General features: G+C 60.8%; 8 protein-coding genes and 1 pseudogene. All 9 read right to left on the reverse strand.

Annotation, left to right across the window (positions count from 1 at the left end; translation table 11 throughout):
- Window positions 1-11 precede the first annotated feature (11 nt).
- Window positions 12-488, reverse strand: coding sequence for a cellulose biosynthesis protein BcsD (gene bcsD / locus RRF55_RS05035; protein ID WP_032104426.1), 477 nt, complete (start codon window positions 486-488; stop codon window positions 12-14).
- Window positions 488-4,540: a cellulose biosynthesis protein BcsC gene (locus RRF55_RS05040; protein ID WP_032415791.1), complete on the reverse strand. Its 4,053-nt coding sequence runs from the start codon at window positions 4,538-4,540 to the stop codon at window positions 488-490. The genes bcsD and RRF55_RS05040 overlap by 1 nt, the downstream gene beginning before the upstream one ends.
- Window positions 4,537-6,972 (reverse strand): cellulose biosynthesis cyclic di-GMP-binding regulatory protein BcsB, encoded by a 2,436-nt coding sequence (gene bcsB / locus RRF55_RS05045; protein ID WP_004151435.1) that lies wholly within the window; start codon window positions 6,970-6,972, stop codon window positions 4,537-4,539. The genes RRF55_RS05040 and bcsB overlap by 4 nt, the downstream gene beginning before the upstream one ends.
- Window positions 6,969-9,080 carry a UDP-forming cellulose synthase catalytic subunit gene (bcsA, locus tag RRF55_RS05050; protein ID WP_004901226.1) on the reverse strand — a complete coding sequence of 704 codons (2,112 nt, stop codon included), beginning with the start codon at window positions 9,078-9,080 and terminating at the stop codon, window positions 6,969-6,971. Before bcsA ends, bcsB begins: the two co-directional genes overlap by 4 nt.
- A 19-nt stretch (window positions 9,081-9,099) precedes the next feature.
- Window positions 9,100-9,892, reverse strand: a pseudogene (locus RRF55_RS05055) (cellulose synthase operon protein YhjQ/BcsQ).
- 1 nt (window position 9,893) lies between these two features.
- Complete coding sequence (locus RRF55_RS05060; RefSeq protein ID WP_032415793.1) at window positions 9,894-10,433, reverse strand: cellulose biosynthesis protein BcsO; 540 nt, start codon at window positions 10,431-10,433, stop codon at window positions 9,894-9,896.
- A gap of 316 nt (window positions 10,434-10,749) precedes the next feature.
- Complete coding sequence (locus tag RRF55_RS05065; RefSeq protein WP_004145206.1) at window positions 10,750-10,929, reverse strand: hypothetical protein; 180 nt, start codon at window positions 10,927-10,929, stop codon at window positions 10,750-10,752.
- Between the two features lie 18 nt (window positions 10,930-10,947).
- On the reverse strand, window positions 10,948-11,961 hold the full coding sequence (gene dppF / locus RRF55_RS05070; RefSeq protein WP_002921784.1) for a dipeptide ABC transporter ATP-binding subunit DppF: 1,014 nt from the start codon (window positions 11,959-11,961) through the stop codon (window positions 10,948-10,950).
- A complete protein-coding gene (gene dppD / locus RRF55_RS05075) occupies window positions 11,958-12,941 on the reverse strand; it encodes a dipeptide ABC transporter ATP-binding protein (protein WP_002921785.1) in 984 nt (327 codons plus the stop codon). Before dppD ends, dppF begins: the two co-directional genes overlap by 4 nt.
- Window positions 12,942-12,947 lie beyond the last annotated feature (6 nt).

The raw sequence follows: 12,947 nt of genomic DNA on the forward strand, positions 1-12,947 counted from the left end.
AAATTCACTCTTTATGGATGGTAGTAGAGAAACTGAACGTCAGAGACGGAGAACACCCGCTCACGCTGCAGTATCACGTGGGCACTGCCTCCCTGACTCTGCAGCCAGCGAGAATATAACCCCTCGAGTATGGCACAGAACGCGTTGCACCAGCGCACGCGCCCCGCTTCGGCGCGGCTGACCGGCAACGCCTGATGGCGCAGGCGCAGGCCGTCCTCACCGACATCGATGGTCACCACGCCCCAGTGAAAATGAGTCAGCAGCCGGTTGATATTGGCCTCCAGATCCCCCACCGTCTCCGACGCCGGCAGCGGATGGGTCTCCGCCAGCGAGGCGCCCATCTGACGCAGGAAGGGCTGGCTTTCCAGCTCGCCGGCATTATTTAGCATACCTTCGACCATAATAATCAACAGATCGAACCATCCGGCAGGCGTCTGCTGCTGCTGAAACCAGGTCATCACCACCGGGTTATTGTTCTCCGTCATCATCAATGATCTCCTAACATATAGCGAATATAGAGCCCGGCGGTGCTTTCGTTATAATCCCCGAATGTGTCATAGCCAATCTGGCCCCCCAGGGTCATTTGTTTGTTGACCTTGTAATCCGCCCCGGCGCGCAGGGTATACCCTATGCCGCTCTTCGAGGTCGCGGAGTAGTAGGCTTCCTTGGCAAACCCGTTGCTCACCGCCGTCTCCAGGGTCTGCTGCCACTCCGAATTGGTCGGGAAATAGGCGCTCTTATCCTGACTGTAAGACTGATAGCCCACCGAGCCGCCGAGCTTCATGGTCCAGTTATCATATTTCTCCGTCAGACTGACCGGCAGCGATACGCTGACGTAGTTTTGCGGACTAAAGTAGCCCCCCTGACCATAGGTGAAGTAGCTGAGGTTTTTGGAGTAATCCATATAGCTCATGCTCAACCCGGCCTGCAGCTGGCGGTATTCGTCATGGTAGGGACGAAGATAGACCCCGGCATTGGCGTTGATACTGGTGTTGCTGGCGACGTTCTGCCCCAGATAGCTGTATCCACCGCCGCCGACATAGAAGCCCGCGTCGCCGTCGTCATAGCTCAGCTGCAGGGTGCCGCCGTTTTTCGTCACCTGCCCCCAGGTTTTTCCGGAATAGGCGTCTTTCAGACCCACGTAGGAAAGCAGGCTGTCGGTTAGCGAGCGGCGTTCGCCGGTGAGGATCAGCGACAGATAGTTGGTCAGCTTGGGCGACCATTTCACCCCGCCGACTACGGTATTAAGATCCTGGCCCAACGGCGTGCTGCCGATATCGACCCGGTAATCGTCACCGCTTAACGCCAGCGCCAGTTCGACGCCATTGGCCTTCTGCGAATCGGTCGAGCCGCTGGTCTGGTCAACGTTCGGCTTGCGGCTGGACGAAGAGAGATAGCTGGCCACCTGCCCCGCATCATAGCTCCCGAGCTTCGCCAGGTTTTCCATCCCGCTGCTGGTGGTCGGATTGAAATCTGCCGCGTTCAGGGTGCCGAGGCCGCTTAACGCCTCGGCCCCTGGATTGCTGGCGAAATAGGCCGTCCGCTCCGCCTCGGTCATCGAGGCGATCGCCGCCTGCTCGCTGGTGGCGGTACTCACCATGTTGGAGACCGCGTTAGCCAGCGGGTTGGCGCCGTAGCGACGCCAGGCGTCGCCGCTGGCGGTCCCGGCGTTCAACGACACCGGGGTGACGGTAAAGTCAAAGCGCGAGTCGCCAAACGGCGAGGATGACCAGGTCAGCGGCGTCCGGAGCTCCGTCAGCTTGCTGGTGCCCGATTCGCCGTCGCGTCCACGCACGTCCATTCCCCCCTGCAGCCAGCTGCCGGTTTTCTCCTGCAGCGACTCCATCATGGTGTCCACCTGACGCAGCATCCGCGTCTGGGCGGTGTCCACCGGCAGATCGGTGCGCTGGATCCCCGGCAGCGTGGAACCAGGCGCGGCGGCCGACTGGGCAACCTGCCACGGCATGTACTGCCCGTAGGCGGAGGCCGTCCGCGTCGGCGCCGACGTTTGCGACACGCCGATAAAGGGGTTATCCGCCGCCAGCACCCCGCCGACGGTCGGCGTTTCGCTACTGTTGGTGCTTTGCATGCCCAGCAGTTTGCCGCGGGCGCTGCGCAGATAGGTCATCGCCTGCTGATGATGTCCCTGGGCCTCCGCCACTCTCGCCAGCAGCAGCAGGCGATCCGGGGAGTTATCCTGGCGCAAACCGCCGGCCAGCTGTTCAGCGCGATCGTTGTTCCCCGCCGACAGCGCCACGTCAATGGCCCCGGCGCGCGCATCCTGGTTCGGCGTATCGCGCGTCATCAGGTAGTCATAGACCACCCCGGCCTCTTTGTTCATTTTGCCGCTCTGGTACAGCCGCGCCATGGCGAACATCAGATCGGTATTTTGCGGATCGCTTTGCATAGCGCGGATCAGCTTGTCATACGCCGCGGCGTAATTGCCCTGCTCGCGCAGGCGGTCGGCTTCGTTGATCACATAGCCATTGCGAATGCTCGCCAGCTGCGTCGGCGTACTGCTGGCCTGCAGCTGCGGATTGCTGATCAGGTTCTGCGCCTCGCCGGTCAGCCCGGCCTGATTCAGGACGGCGATCTGATCGGCGTAATCCCCGGCATTGCCGGATACGCCGCTGCTGATATTGTTGCGCACCAGCGAGACCGCGGTGGTCAGGTCGCCGCTCTCGGCCAGCAGACGCGCCAGCTTGCCGGCGTCCGCCGGGGCTTTTGGCGGCGTGGAGGCCATCGCCCGCAGGGTATTGCTGGCGGCGATGGTATTGCCCTGCGCCAGGTAGTTTTCGGCCGTCACCAACTGCAGGTTGTAGTTCACCCGCTGGCGCAAATCGCGCATGTCGCTGGTCTGGCTGCCGCCGGGAATGCGCGCCAGCAGCGTCTGCGCCTGCTGCCAGGCGCCGTTTTCGCTGGCAAACAGGGCGGCGGCATACAGCGCACTGTTGCTGGCGCCGGGGCGATAGGCCGCCGACATCAGCGAAGAGGCCTCGCTGCCGTTACCCGATTTTTGCAGCAGCCGGGCCAGGTCGAGGCGCAGCCAGGGATCGTCCGGATAGCGGGCGACGCCTTCGCGCAGGGTGGCAATGGCGCCGGCTGGGTTACCGCTGCTGACCTGCGCCTGGGCCTGACGGCGCAGGGCATCGCCCGGCATACCGGCCACCACCCGCGGCTGCAGTTTTTGCCGCAGGCTCTGCGGGAGCGTCTGCAGCATCGCCTGCGCCTCGGCGGATTTATTCTGCTCGCGCAGCACGTAATAGAGGTTTTCCCGCGCCGCCGCGTTCTGCGGATCGTCATTTAACAGTGAGCGCAGCGTTTGCTCCGCCTGGGGCAAATCTTTGTTGTGCCGCAGCACATCGGCGCGGAACAGCTTCGCCGAGGCGCCCTGCGCCCCGCTCTGCTGCGCCAACGGCGCGGAGAGCGCCAGCGCCTGGCTGATATTGCCCTGCTTATAGGCCTGCTGGGCCTGCGCCAGCTGGCCGTAGAACAGCGCATCGGCCGCCTGCTGACGACGGGTCGCCGAGGCGTCGCCGCCGAGGTCCGCGGCCCGGCTCAAATACTGCGACGCGGCCTGGTAGTCGCCGCTGCGCTGGGCGATATAGCCCATGCCCGCCAGCGCATCGGCATCCTGGGGGTTGGTCTGCAATACCTCTTCAAACTGCTGCTTCGCGGCGGCGGTATTGCCGCTGTTGAGATTGGCGTAGCCCTGGCCGCGCGCCTGACCGCTGCGCCGTTCGCGAAAGTAATTCTGAACTTCGCTGTCCTGGGGATGCCGCTGCATCCAGGTGTCGTAATACTGCTCATCCCCGGCCTGCGGGCCCAGCCAGAGCAGCGCCTGGCGCAAGCCGCTGTCCGCCTCTTTATTGCCGCTGGCCATCGGCTCGAGCAGGGCGATCCCTTCCCGGCGAGTCTCTTCCCGCCAGGTTAACGCTTTGCCCAACGCCACCCGCGGGGCGTTCTCCTGCGGATGCTGCGCCACGTACTGGCGCAGCTCGCTGATAGCCTGCGGATAGAGCGATTTGTCGCTGGCCATGGTCAGGTAATATTCCGCCGCCAGCCCGGCAGGCGGCGTATTGCCATTGAACATACTGCGCCAGGTCGCCAGCGCCCCGGGGATATTGCCTCCGCGCGCCTGCTGGCGGGCCAGGTTGAGCTGGCCCTGCGGCATCTGCGACATCTTTTTGGCGTTGTCCAGATCCTGTAGTCCCGGGCTGTCAGGGGCCGCTTTCGCCAGCCGCGCGCGCCACTGCGCCGCCGCCTGCATATCGCCGCCCTGCTGCGACCAGAGCGCCATCAGATACAGCGCCTGGGTGTTGTTGGCATCCACCGAGAGCACCTTCTGCAGGGACTCCATCGCCAGCTCGTCATGAGATTTCTCATGCCAGTAGTTGGCCTGAGCGAACAGCGCCTGTAGCGCCGCGTCGTTCCCCGCCGCCAGCGCGCCGCCCGAGGCAGCGAGAGTCAACGCGCCGGTGAGGCAGAAGGTGGTGAGCCGACGGGAGGTCTTCATCGTTATTATTATCTTTCTTTTCATTGGTTATCCCCCGAACCCAGACGCTTACGGGCGTGACGTTTAAACATCGCGGTCAGCGCCAGTCCCATTATCGAGGTGGCAATCAGCCCCAGCACCGCCAGGAAACCTGAGTGCTGGCTGGCATACCAGACCGCCATCATGTACCACGGCATCTGACCGCTGGGGAACGGCGTACTCACCTGGAAGCTGCGCACCCCGTTATCGCTGGTGATCACCGCGGTATCGCCGCGGATCCCGGCGTTAATGCGCGGCGATTCCAGATCGGTCTTCAGTCGCGCCAGCTGGTCATCATTGCTGGCCAGCGCCACCACCACCAGGCGGGTGGAATTCCACGGCGAGCGATAGCTGATGAACCCGCGCCAGGCGCTGCTCGACGAAAAGTAGCGATCGGCGTCGAGGCTGGCGGAAGTCCAGTCGCCAGTGAGCCGGCGCTGGACTTTTTGCCACAGGTCTGGCTCGCGGACGCTCAGCACATTATCTACCGGGCGGTAGGGTGAGTCGGCCAGCAGGCTCTGGTTAAAGGCCTGCTGATCGAGAGCGGTGACCGCCAGCACGTCACGTTCACGCAGCGACTGCAAATCCCCCCCGCCGGTGGGCATCCCGAGCACGACGCGGTTATTCGCCAGCGCGGTGCCGGTCGCGTTCCCGGAGCGTGCCGCCAGATTCAGCAGGGTCGCCACCTGGGTTTCAGACGGGTCCGCCGGCAGCAGAAGGGTCGTCTGCGAATAGTCCGCCAGCCGCGAGAAGGGGAACGAGGCGCCGACAAAGTAGGAGAGATTGGGCAACAGCGAGAAGTGACGCGTCTTGCTCAAATCGATCCAGGAGTCGTCAGTGATCCGGCTCTTGATATTGTTATTCAGCAGCACCGAACACGGAACATCGTCCTTTGGCACCACATTGAAGTACATCGACAGCTGGTTATCGCCGTAAATCAGGTAGGGCGCCAGCGGGATGGTAAAGCGCTCCTGGCGCGCATCGCCCCCGAGGTAGCGCCAGACTTTCTCCAGCGGCCCCTGCTTGTTCATCGGCAGGTTGTTGAGGAAGGTGCCGTTGAGCGTTACGCTCAGCAAGGACTTGTCCTCATTAATCCAGCTTTCCGATGGGAAGCGGTAGCCAACCTGTAGCGGAATGGTCTCCCCATCCCACAGATAGAGATCGGGCGCGGCGCGGAAGGCGATACGTAAAGGTTCGTGCCAGACGCCGCTGACGGTCGGGCTTTGATCCTTACGCAGCAGCTCGCTGAGCTTGACCGGACGATCGGTGGGGATCCAGCGCGGGGCATCATATGCTTTGCCAACCGGGATGGTCTGCGGTTCGACATCCAGCGTCGCGGTTTGCGGCGCAAAGTTGCCGCGGGTTAACCGCCAGGCGGCCATGCGCAGCGCCGTATCGTTTTTACCGACAATCAGCAGCAGTTTATAGGCCGGATTGGCGGGGTTGGCGATGATGCGCAGCAGCGGCTTATCGGTTTCCGGCAGCATCATGCCGCCCACCTGCTCCCCCGGATGGCCAATCACGATGCCGTGGCGTTCCGGCAGACGGTCGCGCAGAGCGCTGAAGGCAATGCCGCGATAGTCCGCCTGGATACCCAGCCAGGAGGAGATCAGCGCCGCGGCGCTGAAGACGTCCGCCGACGGCTTGGCCCCATAGGCGACCGCAATGTCCGCCGGGGTCATCTGCATGCTGTCAAAGAAGGGCCGCGGGAAGTGGCTCAGGTCGTCGCTGATGTTCAGCTGCTGGCTTTCCCAGCTGAAATGCGACGTGGGCAGCACCGTCACCCGCGACGTATCATGAATGTCACGCTGGCACTGCAGGGTATCGCCATCGTTGATCTTCACGCTCAGGTTATTGCTGGAGACCATCAGCGCGGGCGGAATATCCAGCTGATAATGGGAGACATCCTCGCCATCGGCGCCCAGCGGCAGCGTGCCGAGCGGTTGACCGTTGAGCATCAGCTGCAGGGTGGCGTTGCGGCTCGCCATCTCCGGCGATACGCGAACGGCAAGGCTGAGCTGCGAATGGATCACCACCTGATCGGCAGGCAGGGTAAAGCTGACCCCACCCTGTCGCTGGCCGCCGCTGAGGATAATCCCGTCCGGCATCCCCATCTGCGCCAGATTCAGATCGCCTCCCCAGACCGGAGCGACAGGAATGACCTCCGGCGCGGCCGTGCCGCTCACCGGCGGGGGTAAGTCCGGCATAACCGGCGCAGGGGCCGTCGCCGCCGCATCGCCGGCGGTGGCGGGGGCTGCCGGAGAGGCGCCCTCCTCCGGCGAGGCAGCCGGAGGTTCGTCGCCTGGCTCGCTGTCCGCCGCGTCGTTGAGCTGCGGGAAGCTCAGCGGGGCAGCGGCGCCGGAGCCCGGTTCTTCACTGTGTAGCGCAGGCGCAGAGAGCATCCCTGCCAGCAGCGCCAGCGTGGTTAATCGCTTCATAACGTCCCATCCTCCTGCGCCGTTTTCGCCACTGTTGCCCGATTGCGCTGGCTGCGACGGGTTTTCCACGTCAGCCAGAACAGTTCGAACACGCAGCGTAAAATGGTGAAGAAGGAGCGGAACGGGTTATCCTGCGGGCGCGGCGGATTAATCCACGCATCCGCGCGGGCCAGCACCACGCGCACCAGTTCACGGCGGCGCGAAAGCGGAATATCTTCATCAAACTTGAGGCGCAGGAAGCGCTCGTCAGAGGTGACCAGCTGGGCCGGAATCGAGATAGCCCCGGACTGCAGGATCAGCTCAATCTCTTCGATGTCATCCTCCAGATGGCGATTATCAAGCGCGACCACGCGGCAGCCGCCCATCGACAGATCCGCGGTATGGCTGCGCGAGACGATGCCGCTGGCGTAATGGATCACCACCGGAATGTCGACATCGATACGAATGGTTTTTCGCACCTGCCGCGTTTCGCGCGCCACGGCAATCGCCGCCAGCAGGAAGATCAGACTGTAGATCCCCCACCCGACGTTGAGGGCGATAACGTTGGGATCCGAGCCAAAATAGTCATGGCCAATCGCCCGGACGATGCCGACGATCACCCCCAGGGCCAGCAGGCAGGCCACCACCAGGTGCGGGCGCACCACGGTGAAATCGAAGTAGCCGACGTCAAGCAGCCCCCCCTTATCGGTAACGTTAAACTTGCCGCGTTTGGGGAAAATCATCGTCACCAGAGTCGGCAGCACCAGGTGGAAGGCCAGCACAATATCGTAGATCTCCCCCCAGAAGCTGTAGCGATAGCGGCCGTTCATTCGCGAACCAACGTAAATAGCGAGGAACAGGTGCGGCAGGGCATAGGAGACAATCAGGCTCGCCGACGAGTAAATAATATTGAGGTTAAACAGCAGGTAAGCCAGCGGGGCGGTGACAAACACCACCCTGGGCAGCGCGAACTGGTAGTAGAGCATGGCGCTGAGATAGCACAAGCGCTGCTGAAAAGTCAGCCCGCGGCCAAACAGCGGATTATCGACGCGGAAAATCTGCGTCATCCCGCGCGCCCAGCGGGTACGCTGGATGACGTGCACCACCAGGCGTTCAGTAGCGAGGCCTGCGGCCAGCGGGATATCGAGAAAGGCCGACTTCCACCCCAGACGCTGAAACTTCAGCGCCGTATGAGCATCTTCGGTCACCGTTTCGACGGCGAAACCGCCGATCTGCGCCAGCGCCTCGCGACGGATCACCGCGCAGGAGCCGCAGAAAAAGGTGGCGTTCCAGTTGTCGTTCCCCTGCTGAATCGGGCCATAGAACAACATCCCTTCGTTGGGAATGTTGCGTCCGACGGAGAGGTTACGTTCAAATGGATCCGGGGAATAGAAGTAGTGCGGCGTCTGCACCAGAGCCAGCATCGGGTCTTTCAGGAAGCCGCCGACGGTGGCCTGCAGGAAGACGCGCGTGGCGACGTGGTCGCAGTCGAAAACGCAGATAAGCTCCCCCTGAGTCAGGGTCAGCGCATGGTTAAGGTTCCCCGCTTTGGCGTGCTTGTTGTCATTGCGGGTGATATAGCCCACCCCAACGTCGGCGGCGAACACGGCAAACTCGCTGCGCTTACCGTCATCCAGAAGATAGATTTTCATTTTATCTTTTGGATAATCAATGCATTGTGCCGCCAGGACGGTATCGCGCACCACCTCCAGCGGTTCGTTATAGCTCGGAATATAGATATCGACCGTCGGCCACTTACTCATATCATCCGGCAGCGGAACAATGCCGCGCTTCAGCGGCCAGACCGTCTGCAGATAGTTCAGCAGTAGCATCACCCAGATATAGACTTCCGCCAGAAAGAGTCCCATGCCGAGAATAGCTTCAATGGACGAGTTGAAGTGCAGGGTCTGCGTGAGGCGAAAATACATGTAACGGGTGGACATCAGCAGCGACGTGACGACCATAATGACCGATACGCTGCGGCGCTTGCTGAAGCCCATCAGAAAGAGAATACCGATACTTAACAGACCAAAAATATACTGCTTTTGGCTGTCCATCGGCGTGATCACCACCAGCACGGCGACGGGTGACAGCACCAGCGCCAGCAACCAAAAAAGAGATTTTTTCATTCAGCAGCCCTGCAAAAAGTTAACGCCCTGACATGCGTGGCTGGCTGTGCACCGTGCCATCGCCAATATGAATACCCAACAGCGAAGATATTTTTTTAGCCATGATTTCAATATCGAAGGCCGCTGCCGAGGAAGCGTTAAAGTCCAGGATCGACTTCTGCGAGGCATTGGCCTCCACCACGCTTTCATCACGATGGATCACGCCAAGCAGTCGCTCGCCCAGTTTCTCTTCCATCAGGCTGGTGACGTCCCGGCTGACCTGGCGACGGCTATCGCTTTGGTTAATGACGAAATAGTGCCCGTGCTTATAATTCAGCGCCGCGCCGGTCAGGCGCTGCTTTTCTACGTGCGCCAGGGTCGACATCGAGGCGGTATCCGCCAGCAGCGGGATAAGATGCAGGTCCGCCAGCCCCGTCAGCGCCTTTAGCGCGGGCGAAGGTCCAGGGGGCATATCGGCGATGGTGATAAGCCCGGGATAATTAAGCAGCGCGGACAGACCGCGCTGGAGGAAATGGTCATTATGGGTCAGTTGCTCATCAAACGCCTGACGCTGCGCCTCACTCACTTCGCCATATGGCAGGACGAAAATATTACTGCCGGCGCTCAACACGCACTGGCTCCAGTCGTGCAGCTCCAGCGCCTTCGCCACATAGCCCCGCTCATCGTTCAGCGGTACGCCAAAATGCAAACGCAGCGCGTTCTGGACATCAAAATCCAGCGCCAGAACTTTGCTGCCCGTCCGCGCCAGCGAATAGGCTAAATTGGCCGCCAGGGTCGTTTTCCCTACGCCGCCTTTCGGTGAACAGACGCAAATCAACGGCATGTCGCGATCCTTTCCAGAAGTGATTTCAAAGGCTGGTCTTTATTTTTCGCCACCGGCTCCGCGCTTTTCGCGGCGAACAGGTGGGCATAGTTCTCGGCGGCGGGCGCGGGTCGGGGGGCCATTCTCGGCGGCGGCGCCATGGCCGGTTCCGACGCCGGAATTGAAGGCGCAGGGGTCGGCGCAGGCTCCTGCCTGACCGGCTCCGGTGCGGCTGCGGCGGTCTCCACGACCGGCTGGGAAGTAGCAGGCGCGGCCGAAGCGGCAGACACAACAGGATCAGAGGTTGGCGCCGCTGCTACGGCCGCCTCTACCTGGCGGAACAGATCCGCGGGCACCGACTGCGGCAACGGCGCGGAGACCGAGCCTCCCAGCGCCAGAGAAGAGGGTTTCTCGGCGCCGGGATTTAGCTGATTGAGGATTGCCCAGTCGCCGTGTTCCCGCGTGGCGGCTTGCGAAGAAAGATTCTGAAAGTTGAGGTTTTGCGTCCGCGTTTTTTCTTGAAAGCGCTGCAGATCATCATAATGGCTCATTGATAACCTCATGATTTTAAAAATTTCATATTAAGTTTGTTGTTATTTTCTGGGTATATTAAAAATATCGTGACGCTTCTGGGATGGCAGATAACGCGCCGATGGTGACGTACCAATACACACGATTGACAGGGTTATAATAGTTTAGAATTTGATTTTCGGGATGATTCCACGGCAGAAGTATCGCTACACTAACATTTCCCTTGCAGAAGGGTAGCCCCATTTTTTAGGTATGCGTACATCCTTAACTTCCCGCAATCACCACGCTTCCCAGTCGTTTTTATATAAAGTATTAGGTCATGATGAAATCATAGCGTCAGATCAGCGAAAGAATAAACCTGAACCATTTTAATTTCTCTTTAATTCTATAAAAATGGACTGAAAGGCTTATTTTTTCGGATAATCTACGAAGAATGCTCTGAGAGCGTGACATAAACTGCGGCAATATGCGTAAGCGCCAGGTTTTATCCACGGCGGGAGAGAAGCTCCCGGCCATGGGACCGGGAGCGCGCCATCAGGCGTGGGACTTTTGCGGATTCTCATCCTGGTCGACGGCAAAGCAGGCCACCAGCTGGCCGCCGTAATCCTTCAGCTGCGGCTGGAGCTGAGTGCAGGGGCCAAAGCGACGGCGACAGCGCGCGTTAAAGGCGCAGCCCGGTGGCGGATTTAGCGGGCTCGGCAGTTCGCCGGTCAGCTTGATCCGCTCGCGCCGGTCGTCTGGGTTCAGACGCGGCGTCGCCGACAGCAGCGCCTGGGTGTACGGATGACGCGGATTGTTGAAGATCTGGTCTTTGGTGCCCTTCTCCACGCAGCGGCCGAGATACATCACCATCACTTCATCGGCGATGTGCTCGACGACCGACAGGTCGTGGGAGATAAACACGTAGGACAGCCCTAAATCCTGCTGCAGATCCATCATCAGGTTCAGCACCTGGGCGCGTACCGAAACGTCCAGCGCGGAGACCGGCTCATCGGCAATCACCACATCTGGATCCAGCATCAGCCCGCGAGCAATAGCGATACGCTGACGCTGACCGCCGGAGAACATATGCGGGTAGCGATCGTAATGCTCGGTTTTCAGGCCCACTTTCGCCATCATCGCCAGCGCTTTTTCACGCCGCTGCTCTTTGCTCAGGCTGCTGTTAATCAGCAGCGGCTCCTCCAGAATCTGCCCCACTTTTTTACGCGGGTTCAGCGAACCATACGGGTTCTGGAACACAATCTGGATTTTTTGCCGCCGCAGCTTCTGCGCCTGCGGGTCGTGCTTAAGCAGATCCTGCCCCTGATAATAGAGCTCGCCGCCGGTGGGGATCTCAATCATCGTCAGCAGACGACCGAGGGTCGATTTGCCGCAGCCCGACTCCCCCACTACCGCCAGCGTTTTACCGCGCTCAAGGGTAAAGGAGACGCCGTCCAGCGCCTTCACCAGCCGTTCCGGGGCGAATAACCCCTTCTTCACCGGATAGTGTTTTTTCAGATCAATGGCCTGCAACAGCGGTTGTGGCGTGGCGGCCTTTTGCGTACTCATAATCCAGGCCTCCCGGCATCATCGAGTGGGTAGTGACATTTAGACTGGCGGCCGCCGGTCAGATCCGCGAGCGCCGGCTCTTCGCTACGGCATTTATCCGTGGCATAGGGGCAGCGCGGATTAAGCAGGCAGCCGTTGGGACGGTCATATTTCCCCGGCACCACGCCCGGCAGCGAGGCCAGACGCGCTTTATCCTGGGCGAATTCCGGCAGCGCGCGCAGCAGCGCCTGGGTATAAGGATGGCGCGGCGCGCGGAAGATATCTTTCGCGTCACCGGTCTCCACCACCTGACCCGCGTACATAACGATAATTTTATGCGCGGCTTCCGCCACCAGCGCCAGGTCGTGGGTGATCAGCACCAGCGCCATATTCTCCTGCTGCTGCAGATCCAGCAGTAGCTCAATGATTTGCGCCTGAATGGTCACGTCCAGCGCGGTGGTCGGTTCATCGGCAATCAGTAGTTTTGGCCGACAGGCAATCGCCATCGCGATCATCACGCGCTGGCTCATGCCGCCGGAAAGCTGATGCGGATAGACGTCCAGCCGCGAGGCCGGATCGGGAATGCCCACCAGGTTCAGCAGGTCGATGGCCCGCTGGCGGCGGGTTTGCTTATTACCACCCTGATGGACCTTAATCGCTTCCATAATCTGGTAGCCGACGGTAAAGCACGGGTTGAGGCTGGTCATTGGATCCTGGAAGATCATCGCCACTTCCGCCCCCACCAGCTGGCGCCGCTCTTTTTCAGAGATGCGCTGCAGATCGCGGCCGTTAAATTCCAGTTTGTCCGCCATCACCCGGCCGGGATAGTCAATCAGCCCCATAATCGCCAGCGAGCTGACAGATTTACCGGAGCCGGACTCTCCGACGATACCGACCACTTCACCCTGCTTCACGCTATAGCTGATGCGGTCTACGGCGCGGAACGGCGCGTTTTCATCGCCGAAATGCACCGATAATTTATCTACATTCAATAACGCCATCTCGAA

This window comes from Klebsiella sp. K47, assembly GCF_051858335.1.
GTDB lineage: Bacteria > Pseudomonadota > Gammaproteobacteria > Enterobacterales > Enterobacteriaceae > Klebsiella > Klebsiella pneumoniae.